The organism is Mucilaginibacter inviolabilis, assembly GCF_011089895.1.
GTDB classification, from domain to species: domain Bacteria; phylum Bacteroidota; class Bacteroidia; order Sphingobacteriales; family Sphingobacteriaceae; genus Mucilaginibacter; species Mucilaginibacter inviolabilis.
On the sequence record NZ_JAANAT010000003.1, the window covers coordinates 628985 to 648761 of the forward strand.

Genomic DNA, 19777 nt, shown 5'->3' on the forward strand with positions numbered 1-19777 from the left:
ATTATGTAATTTGTGCCTAAATAATGCCCAAACTACAATTGCTCTCCTTTATTAACCGTATAAATACATCCTTCAAAAAGAATGGCGGTAAGTATATCATCAATTTCTTGTTATGGGGAGCGGGCATCGCTTTATGCGGACAATTAATTGCTCAGTTATTTACCGTCAATCAATTAAATAAAGTTACTGGTATCATCGCGACAAAAGAAGCCGAGATTACATCTTATGAGGCTGGGCGAAAACGAAAACCAAATTATTCATTGGTAGTTACCTTAAAAGATAAGCAAACCTATAATATCGATTTCGATACGGACAGAGATTGGGCAATAGCTGATCAACTGCGTATCAACGAAAATATCACGCTTTATAACCCTTCTTTTATTTACAATTTACTAAGTCTCGACTGTCTTGATTTTGGGAGCAGGGTTAGCCAGGTTGAGGCAAATGGAAAAATTATATATAGTTTTAAAGCTCATCAAAGCAAAGCTTGGTTCTTCATCGCTTATTTGATTACTGCTATCCTGATACTGGTGTTTATAAAAAGCAGACTAAAAAATTGATCAGGCCCAGTCACTCAATATTGGGTGCCAATTTCCCATACCCTGGAAAGAATAGTGCCATTTATGTTTAGATAAATCGATTTTAGCAAAATTCTATAACATTTTATAATTCAAGTGTGCGCTGTTAATGTTTTATTAATACGTTATTATTTGCGGCGCATAGCTTAGCTCCCGGTCGGCAGTTCATCCCGGTTGCCGATATACAAAATATTTAAACCTGATAACTGTACATTTTATGAAGAAAAAGTATGCCGGTGCGCTGGCTATTTTAATGATGGCGTTTTGCTCTTTTGAGTCGCCTGAACCACCTGTTAAATACCCTTATCAAAATGCCGCTTTACCGGTTGAAAAACGGGTAGCCGATCTGTTAAGCCGGATGACGGTTGCCGAAAAAATAAAACAGTTGGATATGTACAGCGGTCATGAAGTGGCCAATATGAAAGGCCATGAATCCGTTTCCTATTCAGATAGTGCCCGCATCGCTATAGGTACCGAAGGCATTGGCTCGGTACATGATCTGTATCCCTTAACTTCTGATATCAGCAACCAGATACAGCGGTATGCTGTTGAGCATACGCGTTTGGGTATCCCAGTGCTGTTTATTGAGGAAGGCCTGCACGGCTACTCGGGCTTGGGGAGTACTACTTTTCCTGTTCCTTTAGCGCTGGCCGGAGCCTGGGATACTACGTTGGTACATCAAACAGGGCGCATCATCGCTACCGAAATGCGGGCGCATGGGATTGCCATGGTATTGGGCCCGGTGCTTTGCCTACCGCGCGACCCACGCTGGGGGCGTGTAGAAGAAACCTATGGCGAAGATCCTTACCTGGCTGCCGCCAATGGTGTGGCTATGGTAAAAGGTCTGCAGGGTAATAAAGTAAGTGATCCTGACGCCGTACTGGCCGAGCCCAAACATTTTGCCGTACATGGTATACCCGAGGCTGGTAGCAATACCGCCCCGGTGAACATGGGCGAACGTGAAGCGCGTTCCTCATTTTTATATGTGTTCGAAAAAGCCGTTAAAGAGGGTGGCGCCCTGGGCATGATGGCTGCCTACAGCGAGCTTGACGGCATCCCCTGTGTGGATAACAAATGGCTGTTGAAAGATGTGCTGCGTAAAGAATGGGGCTTCAAAGGCTTTGTATTGTCAGATCTGGGGGCTATCAAAATGTCGATGATCAATCACCGGGTAGCAGCCAATACTGCTGATGCTATGGCGCAAACGCTTACTGCCGGGCTGGATATGCAGTTTTATGATTTTCCGCATACGGAGTTGATGAGCGCCATCAAAAAAGCACTGGCCACCAAACAGCTGAGCATGGCTGAGCTTGACCGGGCCGTGGGTGATATATTGCGCGTTAAATTTATGCTGGGGCTGTTTGAGCACCCTTATGTTGATGAAAGTCTGATTAAAAAAGTATTTCATACCGATGCGAGCCGCGCCGTGGCCCTCAAAGCAGCCCGGGAAGGTATCAGCCTGTTGAAAAACGATAATGCGCTGTTACCGCTTAATTCAAATATGCGTTCGTTGGCGGTTATCGGTCCGCTGGCTACCAGTACTTATCTGGGTGGTTATGCTAATACGGATGGTAAAGGTGTAGCCGTATTGGAAGCCCTAAAGCAAAAAGCGGGTAGCGATATGAAAATTGAGTATCAAGCTGGCTACTCTACCAAAGATACCTCCGCAGCTAAGCAAAGCGAAGAACTGCAAAAGGCGGTCGACCTGGTAAACCATTCGGATATGGCAGTAGTGGTGCTGGGCGAAGATATCAATGAGGTGGGCGAAGGAAAAGACCGGTCGAACCTTGACCTTAATGCCCGGCAAACCCGCTTGATAGAAACTCTTCAAAAAACGGGTAAACCCATTGCTGTGGTACTGTTTAATGGCAGGCCGCTATGCATCAACTTTGTAGCTAAAAATATACCCGCCATTGTAGAGTCGTGGTTTTTGGGCGAAGCCGGAGGATTGGCCATTGCCGATGTACTGCTGGGCAAGGTCAATCCATCGGGTAAATTACCGATGACCTTTCCGCGGTCGACCGGGCAGATACCTTATTATTATGACCATAAACCAACCTCAAGACACGTATATGTTGATCAGGATACCTCGGCACTGTTTGCGTTTGGACATGGCCTGAGTTATACCACGTTCGCCTATTCGGGTTTAACCGTTAGCCCGGGGACTATACCCGTTAATGGTACGGTGAATGTTGGTGTAACGGTGAAAAATACCGGGAAGGTGGAGGGTACTGAAGTGGTGCAATTGTACATCCGCGATGTGATCTCCAGCGTTACCACCCCGGTAAAATCATTAAAAGGCTTTAGCCGAATCACACTGAAACCCGGTGAAAGCGGCAAAGTGCAGTTTAAGTTAAATGCAGAAGAGTTAAAAATCTGGAACCGCCAGATGAAACATGTGGTAGAACCCGGCGAGTTTAAGGTGATGATAGGTTCATCATCCGAAGATATCAGGCTGCGGGGGAGCTTTTCGGTGAAATAGATTGGCAGATGTGCAAATATGCGGATGTGAAGATGTGCAAATGAGTTAAAAATATTCTGGAGTAACATTATCCGGGATTTAGTTGATGTTACCGGTATTATGGTAACGGGTATGCCCGGGGTGAGAGCCGGGCATATTTATAGACAAGGCGTGAGACGCAAATATGCATCTCTACATGGTTGTTTTTGTCGAGGCACATATTTGTGTCTCCCTTTTGGATATAATATAAAAAGCCCACTGTCAAATAACAGCGGGGTTCTTAGTGTGCTGTGGTTAATAGGAATTTATGGTTTAGGTACCGTTGGCCTTACGGTGGCCAGTGCTTTTGTTTAGGAAATCTGGCAAAAAGTGGGTTTACACTTTTTGTTGATAAATAATTATAATTATCTGATTATCAATTATATAAATCCATGTCAACCCAAAAAAGTGTAAACCATGTAAACCCACTTTTACAACGTGTTTATATGGAGACGCATGTGATGCGTCTTAACATAAACAAAAGCCCTGCTTTTATTAACAGTAGGGCTTTTGTTATGAGATGATTGCAAAGTTATGGCTTAGGTACCGTTGGGCGTATGGTGGTCAGTGCAATCTGCCCCTTGAACATCTTCGCCCCATCGCCGGTGAGCCTCAGGTAATAGTCGGACGAGCAGGGTGTACCATCTTCGTCGAGCGATTTAAAACCTGAGCCTGCAGGTACAAATGCCTGAGTTTCGGCGGTCTTAGCAATCTGGTTGCTTTCGTTGTATTCGTCGAACATCGAGATGTAGATACCCTGCGCGCCGGCCCGTTTCATATTATAAAACTGGCGCCACATGAAATCGCCGTGAGCCCGTTGCTGGGCGCTCAGGTCGCCAGGCAAAACGCAGGGTTGATAATCAATACCATTAGCCGCGCAATAAGCTTCATCCGGAACATTAATGGTATTATAAAAATTGTCTGATTCGATCACGTTACCTATGCGGCCGACCATCCAGGGCGATAACATATTAAATGCCTTATAAGTATTCAGAAAGCCGGGCCTGGAATCGCTTTCTTCCTTACGCCAGTGTGTTGGCACGCCACCAATAACGTAACAGCCCTTGCCCTTAAACCAGTTGATCACATCCAGACAGGTAGCTGCCGAAAAGTTATGATTGTCATCATTAAAACCAAAGCCCCAGATGCATACCACCGGCTTACCATTTTGTTTGGCATAGGCTGGCGAGGATGTATAGGCAGACATTTTATTGGTCCAGTCGGTTTCCATTTCTGTGGCCATGTTGGTCCAGCCGCTTACATCGTACATAATGTAAAATTTTACGCCGTTCTTTTCTGCGGCGATCTTTACTTTGGCGGCCATGGCATCGCGTACCGGGCCTTCCAAACCGCTGGGATTAAAGCGCTGCAGGGCGGCACCGTCAATACCATAATCTTTCATCCATTTAAACTGTACATCAACCGTTTGATCGGTATAGGACGAAAACACACGGGCCTCGCTGCCGTTGTTCAAATTGGCAAAATCGGTTTTAAAGGTAGTGGTGTAATCACGTACATCCGGCCATGCAGATATAGCTTTATTGGTTGGCGAAGGCGCTTTTGCCCAGTCGTTTGACCAATGCCAGAACATGTTGATGGGCGATCCGTCGCCGGTAGCGGCAAACCATCCCTGGTAACCAACCACAACTTTACCCACTACATCGCCTACCGGCGAAGGTGTAACAACCGGCGTGGTTGTAGGGGGAGTTACTGGGGGTGGTGGAGTGCTATTATCCGTTGTTTTTTTGGAGCAGCTACTCATAGAGCAACTACTGATCATGGCCAATAAGGTTATTAAGCCTATGGTGCCGAATTTATACTTTCTCATTAATTTAGGTTTTAATTGAGGTAGGATAGTAGGGTTGAGTTAATAGATTAGTTTTTTATTCCTGTAGTTGGGATCACCTTTTTAATGGTGCCATCGGCATTATAATAAAGCTTATCTACACAAACCGATCTTTCCCAATCCTGGTGCGAGATAGCGCTGGTGTGGTAAAAAGAATACCACTGCCCTTTATATTTTACAATAGAACCATGATTGGTATAGCTGTCGGTTGGGTCCATATAAATGCCTTGTGATTTCCATGGCCCCAGCGGGCTGTTGCTGGTAGCATAGCGCATTTGGTTGTGTTTACTGGCTACATCATGATTATCTGAGTAGGATAAGTAATAAATGCCATTGCGTTTATGAACCCAACTGGCCTCGTGAAAATCCTCCAGGCCTTCCATGGGTTTCATTTCGCCGTCTATCTCCATCATGTTGTTTTTTAGCTTACCGCCTTCGCATTTGGCGCCACCGCCATAGTAAAAGTAGGCCTGGCCGTCATCGTCAACAAAAACGCAGGGATCAATCATGGATTTAAGACCTTTGATATAACCCTGTACCGTAAAGCCACTTGCCGGACTTTTACTGGTAGCTACACCAATTTTCCAGCTGTCGTTCCATTTAGAATCACTGGGGTGAGGGAAGTAGAAATAATAAGTTCCGTTTTTATACGCACAGTCTGGCGCCCACATGAAGCCACCCTCGGGCCTACCCCAGGATATCTGACTGGCACGCAGTATTTCGCCATGGTCTTTCCAGTGCACCATATCGTCTGTCGAGAAAACATGGTACTGATCCATCAGGTCGCAGCCACGCGATGGCGAAATATCATGCGAAGCATATACATACAAACGCCCATCTTTCCAAACATGGGCCGATGGGTCGGCAGTGTACATTGACCTGATAAAGGGATTACCTAAAGCTGTATCGGCTTTGTTTTGGGCCACAACAGGGGACACCATTAACGTAGCCAAGCCAAAAATTGAACAGAACCGTTTTAACAAAGTTTTGCCCGTTAATGGTTTTAATAAATGAGATATAATGATCATTACAACGTGTTATTAATGATGAAAATGTAAAGGTTTAACTGGCAGAGAGATATGCTCTCCGCCAGTTTGATTGTTTAAATTGATTAGGTTAGGTATGAAAACTATTTTGGAATAAATTGGATGCCATCAATACCCGTAGTCAGATCGGCAGTTGTTGCGTTGGTAGTCCAGAAAAATATTTTGAAATAATTAATGGCCGACATGTCCGCTTCTCCATCACCTGCTGCCTGGGCATCGGCAAAATCAAGTGTAATTTGATTCCAGCCATTTTTTAGCTTAGGTATTATAGGTGCCAAAGCCCAGCCAAATCTTTTAGAATCGGGCCCGCCTGAGCTACTGATCTGTATTTGGCCATCTGCTTTGAGCTGACTAACATCGGCCACATTAAACCAAAATGAAACTCTTGAATTATCTTTCGTGAACGTTGTATTTAATGGAACAGGGAGTGTTTTAATAAACTGCATAAAGTTTTGCCCGGCTTTAATGGTACCCTGAACATAGCCTGTTCCTTCTTTTTGACCAACAGTTATTAAAGCTTGTGTACCACCGGCAGCGTCCCAGCCGTCAACCTTGTCGCAATTATCAAATACAACAGGCGGTGGTGGTGGTACAATTGCTGCCCTGATATCATCGATGCCATAATTTTGATCTGCTGTTACTTTTGCAGTCGTCGAGAAGAAAATTTTTATAAAGTTCATGGCTGTTAAATCGGGACCGCCATCGCCGGTTGGCTGTGCGTCTCTGAATTTCAGCTCCAAATGGTTCCATCCGGTTTTTAAAGTTGGGAGGATTTTATCGAATCCCCAGCCAATACGTTTCTTATCCGGATCGGCAGCGCTGCTAAACTGTACCTGGCCGTCTGTACTCAACAAAGAAACATCCTGAACATAAAACCAGAATTTTAATTCGCCTGTAGATAAAGTTGCTTTTGTATTCACGGCAGCGGGCAGCGTTTTAATAAACTGCATAAAGTTTTGCCCTGATTTAATTGTTCCCTGGATATAACCTTTTCCTTCCTTTTGGCCGGTTGTCACCAAAACGGGATCGCCGCCTGCTACCTGCCAGCCGTCGGTTTTATCAGCATTGTCAATTACCACCGATGTATCAACCACCGGCGGCTTTGTGGTATCAATAGGCGCAGGTGGTTTAAGGCCCGAGGTATCCCGCGAAACATATTTTTCTTTTTTGCAGCCGGTAATGATAAGGCCTGTTATGAGGATGGAACATACCATCAATGTTTTTATAAATTTCATTTCCTTTTTTGTTTAGGTTAATTATTTAGGAACATCTACCTGCACTATTTCCGAAAAATTGGAGCTGTTAAAGCTGTCGCTTAAACGTACCCCCACACGTACATAAAATGTACGGCCTGGCAGCAGGTTGGGCACGGTTAAGGTTACCGACTTGTCGGCGTCGCTCATATCCGTGAAATTTTTGTTGATAGTTATCGCGTTCACATCCGAAAAATCCCGGATAGAGGCTCCGGCACCCACCAGTTTGGTGCTATTAACGTAAGGCTGCGTATCCTTAATAGTTGGCAAGCCTGCAGCAATAGGGGCAGTGAGGGTATACTTAAGCGTTAAGGTTGTACCGCTTAAACTTGTAGTAAAGTTTTTGATAATGATGTATGGGGTAACCGTAAAATCGTGCTTGGTGCCCTGGGCAATGTTTACCACTATAGTATCGGTAACCGGCCAGAAAGCTCCCCCGGTTGGTACTACTTTATAGGCGCTTTTAAACAGCTTGGTGTCTTCAAATGTACCATCAAACTTACTGGGGATAGTTTGCGGGGTTGTCCAGCCGATTTGCTGTAGCTTGATCTGTGTACTGCCACTGGATGTTTGTAAATTACCTCCTGCAGATGAAATGATATTGCCCTGAAATGAGGCGTTAGGGCCATCATAGTTATCTATTTTTGTACAGGCAGAGATTGTAAAAATAGCTGCCACCACTAAAAAATTGCTGATTAACTTTTTCATATTTAAAATTTTTAATGCTTAATAGTTAGGGTTGTTTGGAAGCAGGTTAGGATTTTTGCCGATCTCGCCGCCAGGGATACCTTCGTAATAAAATTGTTTCTGGAAGGTGTATTCTCGGTTAAACAGTTCGGGCTCGGCCAGGAAAATGAATTTGTTTTCGTTAAATATGTAATAAGGCATCAGGCCTTTAAAGTGCGCGCGGTCAAGAACCACGTCGGCAGTACGCCATCTTTTTAAGTCCCAATAGTATTGATTTTCGAAGGCAAGTTCCATGCGTCTTTCATTACGCACCTTAGTCAGGTCAATTGATGTGTATAGTGTAGCGCCGGCCCGTGTGCGGAGCTGATTGATAGAGCTTAGTGCATCAGTAGGGTTGCCTAATTCCATTGCGGCCTCGGCGCGGTTCAGTAATATTTCACCATAGCGCAGGTCAATCCATGGTTGTTCGCTCCTGTTCAGATCAACCGCAGCCTGCGGTTTGTTATAGTCAACATACTTACGTACATAAAAACCTGTACGGGTTAATTCATCACCGCCGGTCCAGGGACCGGTAAAGCCGATAACCTGTTTACCCTGATACAAGGTTTTGGTATCGCCTGCCAGTATGTAGGAGCGGGAGTTGGGTTGTTTGGCCACTTCGGCCGCAGCAGTTCCGCTAAAAGAAGGATATATACCCCGTTGCATATCAAAGGTGAGTCCTCTTAAAGTAGCGCCGGGAAAATAAACGGTAGCCAACAGGCGTGGTTCAAGACCCTGCATGAGGTCGGCGCGGTTATCAAAACGTTTAGGGGTGCCGTCGTCATTGGTTACTTGCAAATTCCCCCAAAGTTGTACCAGATCTAACGTTGGGTACGAGCGGGAAAGCGCGTTGGCTGTCATGTAGCGCGGCGACATGGTAGCATCCCAGCTGTGCGCAGTTTGGTTAGCGATAGAGTATTGTTTAATGAATATGTTTTCCGGGCTTCCGCTTTTCAGGAACAAGTCGACATAGTTTTGTACCTTATCTGAATTGGCATTGTAAAGGGAATAATGGCCTTCCAATGCTTTTGCGGCGTCATAAGCTGCCTGGAAGTATTTAGTAGCCTGATCGGCCGGGATACCTACCAATCCAGCGGAGCGTGCCGGCCCATCAACAAAGTTTACGGAACCGTATTTGGCTATACAGGCTGCATACAGCATGATCCTTGATTTTAATGCGATAGCCGCGTATTTATTGGCCCTGCCGGCATCGCTGCTTTCGGGCATCATCTGGTAACCCAAATCAAGCTCCGATCCAATAAAATCCCAGGTTTCCTGTTCTTTATTACGATGTACCTGAAGGGTTGACAATGGAGCTGCCGGATCTTGTGGTTCCTTGATAAGCGGTACTCCTCCATAACGTTTGGCCAAACCAAAATAATAGTAAGCCCTTAAAAAGTGAGCTTCGCCCAAAAGCGCGTTGACAGTTGGCTGGGTTAGGGTAGCCACATGTTTAGGTAATTCAGATATCAGAATGTTCACATTCCGGATATCGCCGTATGGCCAGTACCCGAAACCTCCGGCAATATCCACGCCGCCCCAGGGCCCAACTTCCTCACCGGTTACACCAGCCGAATTGTAAAAATTTTCCCAATCATTACTCCCTGTTTTAAATCCCTGATCTGGCCTGTATTTGAAGTCCTCGATAGGTAAATTCTGATAAATAGTTGCTAAAAACGATTTAACACCCGCCTCACTGCTGTATATAACATCGGGAGTAAATATATTAGTTGGCGGGATGTTCAACTTCTGACAGGAAGTTACCGAGGCTCCAACGGTGATAGAAATGGCTATGATTAATTTATGTATACTTTTCATATGTCAATAGTTTAAAAGGAAACGTTAGCGCCCAGATTAAAAGTCCTGTTCATAGGGTAGGTGTATCCGCCCAGGGCTACGCCGAAATTGCCGTTGTCCCGAGGATTGGGGCCCTGGTGTTCCGGGTCATAGTTCTTTAATCCGGTGAAGGTTAACAGGTTGTAGCTGTTTACATATACCCTGAGTTTTTTAACACCTATACTTTTTAAAACAGAAGGAGATAATGAGTATCCAAACTCTAATGATTTTACACGCAGGTAGCTGGCATTTTGAATGGCTTTTGTGCCTTGTGCATCCGGCGAACCCATTGCAGGATAAAATCCGGGAACCCATACTGTGTTGGGGTCAAAAACATTGGCATAAGGATCTGCCGTGTGCCAGCTGTCCAGAAAGCGGGTGAGGGCGCTTCGGCCATACATCAGCGGTGATGCAAATTGTTCACCGTATTGTACATAAACGCCTGCAGCACCTTGTAAAAGCATATTCATATCAAAACCTTTATAGCTCAGGCCAATGGTAAGCCCGTAGTTATACAAAGGGATATCGGTAGTGGCAATAGGGTGGCTGTCTTTATCATCTATTACCCCATCATTGTTCCAGTCTTTATAGTAGTAGTCGCCGGGAACAACATTGTTATTGCCTCCGCCCGTGTTAACGCCATAATTGTATATCTGGTTGTAATTGGTGAATTGCCCCGCATATTCAGGTCCCCACCAAACGTTTTGGTACCTGTTGGTTTGGTTTTCCTTCCAGTTTAAATACTCGTTGCCTGATCTGCCTCGAAGAACATTCAATGCTTCTAACCGTGTAGTACCTATGTTACCGCTAAGGTTTAACCCAACCTGACCAAGGGTGGTGCGATATGCCAGACTAAAGTCAAGGCCCTGTACCCTGTCGCTGTTATAATTAATCTGTGGTACAGCCGCTCCTACTGTTCCCGGTAAGGCTACAGAAGGTTGGGCAGGTAATCCGGTCCTGTCGTTTCTGAAAACTTCAATGGTACCATCTATTTTTCCGCCAAACAGACTAAAGTCCATCGCGATGTTTTTGATGGTATTTACAGACCAGGTTAAACCGGGATTTCCCAATTTAGGTGCCGATCCGTTTACTGCTCCCGCACCAAAAATATAACTGCCTATAGGATAGGTGTATCCGTTAACATAATTGAATGCCGGAGCATTGGCTTCATCACCGGTTTGGCCATATGATGCCCTGATTTTTAAATTGGTAAGGATGTGTTCAGGTATAAGGCTTCTGAAAAAGTTTTCCTTAGTCAACACCCAGCCTACTGATCCGCCGGGAAAAAAGCCCCATTGATCCGGTCCGGGCTGATACAGGTTATTGCCATCCCGGCGAAAGCTGAACTCGGCCAGGTACTTACCTTTATAATCGTAATTGAACCTGCCGATAATGCTTTTATGCGCACGATCCTGCAAAGCACCGGCATCCATACCGCCAGACATATTGGAGTTTTGCAAACCCCCGAATAAATAATCAACCGGGATTTCGATGTCGCGGTAGGCGTTAAAGTTATCGGCGGTTTCATGGCTTTGCTCATAAGTAGCCATGGCTGTTATGTGATGATCTGTAAAAAAGGTGTGGGCATAGTTTAAAGTTACCTGTGCCAGTGTGTTGAAGTGGGTATAATAAGAGCGCGTTATACCTGCCGGCGAATTAACTAAACTGGGTATATATGTATCATTGGCCGCGCTGTAAGTATATAAAGAAAAAGACCTTTTGATTTGGTTATTATCTGCCGTGCCATAATCAATGTTAAACAAGGCCTTGGCGCTTAGCCCCTCTATGCCGGGTATATCATAAGTTAAATTTAACTGGCTGGTAATGTTCTTATTTCTGAACCTTTTTGAACCCACTTTACTGGCATCTGTAATAATGGATGGATTCATATTGTCGTCCATTACAGCAGGGTATAAGGGGTTGTCGTTAGCATATATCTGGTGTGTGGGTATCTGGTTCCAGGTATATTTATAAACAGTCCATTCATCAGTGTATGGCTGGTTTTTCTCATCCATCCAGGCCGATGTTAATACCTGTGCTTTAAGTCCTTTGGTTATGCTGGCGGTAACATTTGAGCGGAAGTTATATTTGTTGTAATTCAGATCGCCGGTTTTAAAAACACCATCTTGTTTTTGATAACCAAAGTTGAAGAAATAGCTTATTTTATCGCTGCCACCATCAATGTTCAAATTGTGTTGTATCTGGTTAGCCGTTTTTCTGAAAACCATATCTATCCAGTCGGCTGATTTGCGCGTACCGTTAAGATAGGGCTGGATATCGGCATAGGAAAATTGGGGGGTAACGTTGGATATAAAGTTATTGGCGAAATCGCGTTTAACCTTTTCATTGGTCAGCATCATATAATCTACAGCCCCAACTCCTTCCGGCATACCTAAAAAGGTTTGTATCGCATCGTTAACAGAGTAGTTGATGTTGATTTTTCCGTTCTTCGATCCCTTCTTGGTGGTGATCAGGATAGCACCTCCGGCGGCACGCATACCGTATATAGAAGCAGCAGCATCTTTCAATACCGAAATACTTTCAATTTCATTAGGGTCCATGCGGCCTATGGTCGACTGGTCGCCACCGATAATACCATCAATCACCACTAAAGGAGCGCTTTGGTAACCCCTGATGTTTAAATTGTTGGCATAGGAACCCGGCTCTGCGGTTGTTTGAACGATACGTATCCCGGGGATTTTACCGGTAAGCATATTAATCACACTCTCGTTTTTGGTGGTGACGATCTCTTTGCTTTGTAATGTTGCAATTGAACCGGTTATGGTGGCTCTTTTTTGTACACCGTAGCCTACAACTACTACCTCATCCAGACTTTTATTGGTGGTTTTTAAGGCGATAACACCACCTTTAATGTCTTTAACCGCTATTTCCTGGGTTACATAGCCAATAAATGATAGTTGTAAAATGGCATCGGTATTCGGGACGTTGAGTTGGAACTTTCCGCCTACATCAGTAATGGCGCCTGTGGTTGTTCCTTTAATTTTTACACTTACCCCCGGAAGTGTCGACCCATCGGTTAAGTCAATTACTTTTCCGCTGATCGGGATCTGCTGGGCGAACAAACTGAGCGGGAAAAGGAAAAATAGAATAAGTGAGTATTTAAGTTTTTTCATACTGTTTCTCGTTAATGATTAAGTTTAAATTATTGGTTACCTGGTTAAGGTGGTAGGTATAATGCGGCAGCATACCTACGGAGGGTACTGTTGATAGTGATTCATGGTTATATCGGTTAATCTGGTACACTAACTCTTGGCCGGTGGGTTGGCAAAAGCGGTGTACAACTGGTTTATAATTGGATACAAAACAAGAGCAGACGATTAATAAAAGATAAATAATTGATTAATATGGGAGCTATTTTGAATTTTATCGCAATCGATTGTAATTATTTTTGATAATTGCTGATGTACTTTATTAAGTACTGATTCAATGATGGTTACTGCTCTGTATGTGATAGTAGCGGGCTTAATTAAAGCGCTAATTAATGGTCATGTTATGAGTATGACGCTGGTTGAAATGATCAATATCGTTTGGCGGTATTCCAGAATAGTAATTTGTAAAAGAGTTATTAACCCGGGAATTAAGAGTTTACACTTTGGGAAGGCTTTTGCTAATGGCTTGGGCGACAATTTATAACCTTACGAGGATGAAATGAATTTTGAATTTTTGGGTTAACATGTTAACCCACTTTATAACACCAAAATTAACTTAAATATTTGATTTTCAATTACATAAATTAATTTTAACCATGAAAAGTGTAAACCCATGTAAACCCACTTTTATAAAATGGCCAGCCTGTTCGGGGAGTATGCTTAATCCATCTTTTAATATAATGTCATGGAGGGGGAAGATTTGAAAACCAGGCCAAAGAATATTATCTTAACACAAAGATTATTTTAAACTAATATTCAATTGATGCTTAAGGTTGTTTTTTGCAACGAAAATTTAACAGATAGAAAACCCACCCCCTCATTATGAAAACTAACTCGCGCTATTTAAAAATCGGAACGCTACTGATTGCGGCCATGGGCACTGTAGCTGTAAGCGCGGCCCTTATGAGCTTCAAAAACAAAAGTAACCCCATTACCGATCCGGGGATCAATAAGGTTGGCCACGTAGTGGTTATTTATTTAGAGAACCATAGCTTTGATAACCTGTATGGTCAGTTTTCTGGTGCCAACGGATTATCAACAGCGGCAATTGATAATGTTACCCAGGTTGATGCCAGTGGAAAGGCTTACACTTATTTGCCTCCGATATCAGGTACAAGCGTTTTTCCTACCAATTTACCAAACACCTATTTTAATATCGACCAGTATGTTCCTTCCGATCAGGAAACACCCGATGTGCTGCACCGCTACTACCAGGAACAAATGCAGATAAACCGGGGTAAAATGGACAAATTTGCCTTGTATAATACAACGGCCGGTCTGGCTATGGGTTACTATAAAACCAATTTACTGCCTTTGGTGGGTATGGCTCAAAAATATACCCTTTGCGATAACTTCTTCCACAGTGCCTTTGGAGGATCGTTCTTAAATCACCAATGGCTTATTGCGGCTGCAAGCCCGGTATTCCCTAACGCACCGGCTAATATGGTAGCTAAAGTCGACGCTTCCGGTAATGTAACCAGCGATGGCGTAATTACTCCCGATGGTTATGTGGTAAATACCTGTTACAGTGTGAATGCGCCACACCCGGCCGGTTCAAATGCGGCTACGCTGGTTCCAAATCAAACCGCACCAACCATTGGCGACAGGTTAAGCGATAAAAATATTTCATGGGCCTGGTACGCCGGCGGATGGGATAATGCCCTGGCAGGTAAGCCAGATGCCACCTTCCAGTTTCATCATCAGCCATTTGTTTATTTTGCCAAATATGCCGATGGTACCCAGGCCAAGAAAGATCACTTAAAAGACGAAACCGCTTTTATTGAAGCTGCCAAAAATGGCACCTTACCAAGCGTTTCATTTATAAAACCGTTGGGTATAAATAATGAGCACCCGGGTTATTCTGATGTGCAGGGTGCCGAAAGCCACACCGTTGAATTGATAAACGATGTGCTAAACGGTCCTAATGGCAAAGACGCCGTCATAATTATAACCTATGACGAGAATGGTGGATTCTGGGATCATGTGGCTCCGCCTGTAATTGATAAAAAATGGGGACCCGGTACACGTATACCTGCATTGATCATTTCGCCGTTTGCTAAAAAGGGATATGTAGATCATACACAATATGAAACGGTAAGTATACTATCATTCATCGAAAAAAGATGGAATTTACAGCCACTTACTGATCGGGATAAAAATGCAGATCCGATGCTTAACGCATTTGAGTTTTAAACTCAGGTTAAGTACAGCGTTTTATAAAATAATATTAATCAGGGGACAGTTCGATGGAACTGCCCCTGTGCTTTTTTACCATATACCGGGCAAGGGAAGTTATTATACATGAAGAAAGTTGTTTTGATAGGGATAATGCTGGTTGTGGTAGTAAGCTATGCTCTACTATCAAGCGGAGAAGAGAAAGCTACCCCGGCAAAAGCGATAGCACATGTGTTAATAGCACAGGTTGATGATCTTTCATTTTTTTTGAAAGATCAATTCCAGCCAGCGGCCGAAAGTAATTTACCCAACGAAAAACAGTTACAGCAGCTATTCCTGCAGGCGCGTCTCCGATACAAAAAAATAGAATGGGCTGCTGAGTATTTTGATGCTGCTACTACCAGGGCGGTAAACGGGGCGCCGGTGCCTGAGGTAGAAATGGGCAGCGGACAAGTGTTTGAACCGGCTGGGCTACAGATTATAGAAGGGTATCTATTCCCCCGGTATGATGCCAGCAAACAAAAGGATCTTGTAAAACAACTTAAAACTATACAATACGGTTGCAATAAATACAAAACGTATTTCAGCAATATTGATATCCTGGATGGACAAGTGTTTGATGCTGCCCGGCTCGAAATATTCCGGATATTGACGTTGGGTATAGTTGGATTTGATGATCCGCTAACACAAAAAAGCATGGCCGAAAGCGCCGTAAGCCTGGAAAGCCTTAAAAATATTTTAAAGTATTACGCTGGTAACGATGAGCAATCCAAAAAGTTGGCATCGCAAATTTCGGCTGCTGTTGTATATCTGAAAGCCCATCCCGGGTTTAATAGTTTTAACCGGGCCGAATTTATAACGAGGTATGGTAATCCAATCAGCCGCAGCATTGCCGATCTGGAACAGCATTTAAAGATTCATGTGATCAGGTATAACCGTTTGCTGAACCAGGATGCCAAAACCCTTTTTGACCTCAATGCTTTCAATGTAGATGCGTACACACCCAATGCCGATGCAGTATCGACCTCACAAAAAATAATGTTGGGCAAAATGCTGTTTTCTGATCCAATATTATCTGGTACCAGAACCAGGAGCTGCCGCTCCTGTCATCAGCCCGAAAAAGCTTTTACGGACGGATTGATCAAAAACACGGTGATTGGTACTAAACAGCTATTGAAAAGAAACACGCCTACGCTATTAAATGCAGGCTTACAGCCAGCTCAGTTTTATGATCTGCGCGCAATTACACTAGAAGATCAGGTGAGCAATGTTGTCGATAATCCTGATGAAATGCATGGTTCAATGGCTATGGCTGCCGAAAGATTATGGCAGAATAAAAACTACAGGCAGCTTTTCATGAAGGCATTTCCTGTAGTAAATAAACGTGCAGCAATAGATACGCTTGAGGTGATGAACGCCATTGGTTCTTATGTGCGCAGTCTTACCGCCATGAACAGTCGTTTTGATGCCTATATGCTTGGCAATAATAAAGTGATGACCAAGGATGAACTGCATGGTTTTAACCTGTTTATGGGTAAGGCCAAATGCGGTACCTGCCATTATATGCCCCTGTTTAACGGCAATCTCCCTCCCCGGTTCATTAAAATGGAGAGTGAGGTTATAGGCGTACCAGAATCGGCAACAGGGCATGTTATTGATGACGATCTGGGCAGGTATAATCAGGTACAAACGCCATCGTTTAAGCATGCGTTTAAGGTAACTACAGTTCGTAATTCCTCACGTACAGCACCGTACATGCATAACGGGGTATTTAAAACACTTGACGAGGTGATGGATTTTTACAACAAGGGCGGAGGCGCCGGCCTGGGTATAAAAATTGATAATCAAACCCTGCCTCTTGATAAATTAAACCTCAGCGCTAAAGAAAGCAAGGATATTATCGCGTTTATCAAAAGTTTGGATAGCCGGTATTAAGCCGGTTCTGCTGTCTGCCCGGTATCCGGAGTTATCGTTTCCTGTTTTATTTTTATGCGTTTTTTTCGGGGAGGTTTTGGGGCTTCTATAAAGAAATACAGAACGTAACCCATGATCAGTCCTGATACTAACCCACCGATATGTGCTGCGTTATCTGTATTGCCAATCAAGCCAAACAGCAGATTAACCCCTACAAAAAACAGGAAGCTGAGCAAAATGCCTTTTTTATTTCCTGTACCGCTTTTATTAGTTGTTAGCAGTGCAATCGCGACACCATACAACCCAAATATGGCTCCGGAGGCACCAATGCTTACAATAGTTGGATTCCACCAGATGCTTGCAAGGCTTGCCAATAAGCCACATATAAAATAAGTTATGCCCAATTTTAAATTATCCAGCAACGACCTTAAAAAAGCAGCTACCAATAGTAAACCGAACATGTTCATCAACAGGTGCATTACTCCCCCATGTAAAAACATGCAGGTAATAAGCCGCCACCATTCACCGTTTTTTACAGCAGGCCCGTAGTTTGCCCCCCATTTGTACAAGTCGGCTGTATCAAAAGATATCACGCCCAGACCAGCGAAAACCATAATGGTAAAGATGAGCACATTTACCCCGATTAATATACCAGTAATACCGGTGTCACGCCATTTCATACCTGCGAATGGTTTGAAAAATGCCATTGCATCTGCCTGCCAGGTACGGGGCGTATATTTCTTTAATCCGGCACGATTGAGTTTTGGGATAGCTATCAGGATAAGCCATATCCCCGCGCCTATTCCAAATGAATAAAATATCCATTGTAGTTTGTCTCCGTTTCGGTTTTCAAATACTCCTTTCTGAGCAATCAGAATAACCTGGCGGTCAGCATCCCCGGAATACGCAGATGATGTTTTAAGTGCATTTATAAAGCCTCTGTGAGTATCACTATTTCCGATATGATCCAAATAATCGAAAAGGTCCAAATCTTTGCTGTTAAATTCCTTCTCTGTATCTTTTGCAAACGCTGTATAAGCCTCATGTTTTTCTGTATTGCTCATGCTGCTGCTAACGGATTTGCTGTATTCTGTGCCTAGCCAGGCTACGGGTGAATTATATTTGCCTGCAGAATCGAGTATGGGCGATACGATGTCAATATAAAAAACAATGTGTTCGCTGTTTCTGCCGGTTACTTCGCTGCGTATGTAAAAGGCACTACGCTTTTTATCAATAAAGTGTTTTTTTAAACGATAGTATTTAGTTAAATGATGGCGATCGATCTGCTCAATGGTTTGTAAGCTCGTTAGCTTGCCGGTGGCGGTAATAAGATATTCTTGAGCGATTATAGTAGGAGCCAGAATGGCCAGAGCTGCTACAAAATAGTATAAGAAAGGTAAATTGTTTCTTTGGGTTTTTAAGGACAATAGCTTCACGCGGGGCCTTAACCATATAGCTACGGCTAAAATGCTTATGGCCATAGGGAGCCAAAAATTAACCAATTCCTCGTTAGGCGATATTAACTGCCAGTACATGATCAACAACCAATTTAAAAACGAATAAATGCTGATGACCAGCAAGGAAATAATGAGATATGGCAGATAGATGAGCTTTAGCTTCGTTAAAAAATTGGTCATAATTTAAACTGTGAAAGTGTTGGTTAAGGTTATTTATTATTCTGGGTTTTCTCCGGCGTCCTCATGCGTAAACCCGGGATTGGGAGCGTTGTAATGATCCAGTGTTTTTTGAAGCTGCTGTCTGATCTGTTTGACCAGCAAGCGCGGACCAAGTACTTTCATCTTGGAACCAAAACCCAATAACTCGCGTTCCAATTCAAAGTTCATGATCACTTTGATGCTGAATATTTTGCCGGTTTCATCCTCCTTTAATAGTTTCTGGGTATGGTGCAATGGTTTGGTGATTACGTAAGGTGCATTGGCAGCATCTATCCAAAACACCACAAGATTATCACGCTGTCCTAAACTTTTGGTAACGCCCAGCACATCATTATAATAAGTTGCCAGATCGATATCTTTATTTTCACGATAAGGGTCTTCGTGTTCTTCAATGGCTTGTACCCGGTCAAGCGCCAGAGTTAGCAGCGGCGAATAGCGGTTATGTGACCTTCCCAACATAAACCAGCGGTTACGATATTCCTTCAATAAATATCCGCTAAAGCAAAAAGTGCTGGCCGCACGGGCCTTAAATGACTGGTAGGTTACACACATGGTTTTACGAGCTACAATGGCCTTACGAATGGTTTCGATCCAGTCAAGTCCTTTCAGGTTATCATTCTTTTCAAAATCAATTACCGGGGCGCTCTGTGTTTTTTGGGTGTAGATCTTATCCTCGAGTTTACTCACCATCTCGTTCAGATCGGTAAAATGGTTAAAGCCTTTGAATTGTTTGAGCAGATCAGATACCTCGCCCAATACCTGCATGTCCTGCTGGTTAAGCGGAATGTTGGTAATGCTGTAGCCTTTATCGGCATAGGTGTAATATTTTTTATCGGTAACAATAATGGGCGCTTCGTAACCAAGTTTGTTGCTGCGCATCATTTCGATATCGGCCTGTATGGTGCGGCGGCTTACGCCGCTGTCTATCCCCTGATATTCATAAAGTGCATCAGCACAAGCGTCTATCAGATCATCGAGTGTCCATTTTTTTTGACGATTTTGCAGGCAGCCGTCAATGGTTCGATAGCGGATAAGAGCGTTGCGGTTTACTGGCATA

13 protein-coding genes are annotated in these 19777 nt (G+C 43.7%); 5 read left to right on the top strand and 8 right to left on the bottom strand.

The features are described 5' to 3' along the window. Positions 1–23 precede the first annotated feature (23 nt). Positions 24–560 (top strand): hypothetical protein, encoded by a 537-nt coding sequence (locus G7092_RS22690; protein ID WP_166092872.1) that lies wholly within the window; start codon positions 24–26, stop codon positions 558–560. Between the two features lie 235 nt (positions 561–795). Next, the gene (locus G7092_RS22695) at positions 796–3060 is read left to right on the top strand and encodes a glycoside hydrolase family 3 N-terminal domain-containing protein (RefSeq protein ID WP_166092874.1); all 2265 of its coding nucleotides are present in this window, start codon (positions 796–798) and stop codon (positions 3058–3060) included. A gap of 550 nt (positions 3061–3610) precedes the next feature. On the opposite strand, the gene G7092_RS22700 is transcribed toward G7092_RS22695, so the two are convergent. From G7092_RS22700 to G7092_RS22725, 6 genes are all read right to left on the bottom strand, one after another. Next, positions 3611–4906: a glycoside hydrolase family 99 protein gene (locus G7092_RS22700; protein WP_202985381.1), complete on the bottom strand. Its 1296-nt coding sequence runs from the start codon at positions 4904–4906 to the stop codon at positions 3611–3613. A 47-nt stretch (positions 4907–4953) separates the two neighbouring features. Next, positions 4954–5952 carry a family 43 glycosylhydrolase gene (locus G7092_RS22705; protein ID WP_202985382.1) on the bottom strand — a complete coding sequence of 333 codons (999 nt, stop codon included), beginning with the start codon at positions 5950–5952 and terminating at the stop codon, positions 4954–4956. A gap of 101 nt (positions 5953–6053) precedes the next feature. Continuing rightward, complete coding sequence (locus tag G7092_RS22710) at positions 6054–7205, bottom strand: hypothetical protein (RefSeq protein ID WP_166092876.1); 1152 nt, start codon at positions 7203–7205, stop codon at positions 6054–6056. A 21-nt stretch (positions 7206–7226) separates the two neighbouring features. After that, positions 7227–7931, bottom strand: coding sequence for a DUF3823 domain-containing protein (locus tag G7092_RS22715; RefSeq protein ID WP_166092878.1), 705 nt, complete (start codon positions 7929–7931; stop codon positions 7227–7229). An 18-nt stretch (positions 7932–7949) separates the two neighbouring features. Beyond that, positions 7950–9767 carry a RagB/SusD family nutrient uptake outer membrane protein gene (locus tag G7092_RS22720; RefSeq protein WP_166092880.1) on the bottom strand — a complete coding sequence of 606 codons (1818 nt, stop codon included), beginning with the start codon at positions 9765–9767 and terminating at the stop codon, positions 7950–7952. 11 nt (positions 9768–9778) lie between these two features. Next, positions 9779–12919 carry a SusC/RagA family TonB-linked outer membrane protein gene (locus G7092_RS22725; protein ID WP_166092882.1) on the bottom strand — a complete coding sequence of 1047 codons (3141 nt, stop codon included), beginning with the start codon at positions 12917–12919 and terminating at the stop codon, positions 9779–9781. Between the two features lie 313 nt (positions 12920–13232). Between G7092_RS22725 and G7092_RS22730 the strand changes: the two genes are divergently transcribed. The 3 genes from G7092_RS22730 (at position 13233) to G7092_RS22740 (ending at position 17065) form a co-directional block, all read left to right on the top strand. After that, a complete protein-coding gene (locus tag G7092_RS22730) occupies positions 13233–13439 on the top strand; it encodes a hypothetical protein (RefSeq protein WP_166092884.1) in 207 nt (68 codons plus the stop codon). Positions 13440–13777: 338 nt separating this feature from the next. After that, positions 13778–15148, top strand: coding sequence for an alkaline phosphatase family protein (locus G7092_RS22735; protein ID WP_235953917.1), 1371 nt, complete (start codon positions 13778–13780; stop codon positions 15146–15148). Positions 15149–15256: 108 nt separating this feature from the next. Further along, positions 15257–17065, top strand: a complete 1809-nt coding sequence (locus tag G7092_RS22740) for a cytochrome-c peroxidase (RefSeq protein WP_166092886.1) — start codon at positions 15257–15259, stop codon at positions 17063–17065. On the opposite strand, the gene G7092_RS22745 is transcribed toward G7092_RS22740, so the two are convergent. After that, positions 17062–18681 (bottom strand): rhomboid family intramembrane serine protease, encoded by a 1620-nt coding sequence (locus G7092_RS22745; protein WP_166092888.1) that lies wholly within the window; start codon positions 18679–18681, stop codon positions 17062–17064. The genes G7092_RS22740 and G7092_RS22745 overlap by 4 nt on opposite strands. A 36-nt stretch (positions 18682–18717) precedes the next feature. Further along, a complete protein-coding gene (locus tag G7092_RS22750; protein ID WP_166092890.1) occupies positions 18718–19776 on the bottom strand; it encodes a helix-turn-helix transcriptional regulator in 1059 nt (352 codons plus the stop codon). Position 19777 lies beyond the last annotated feature (1 nt).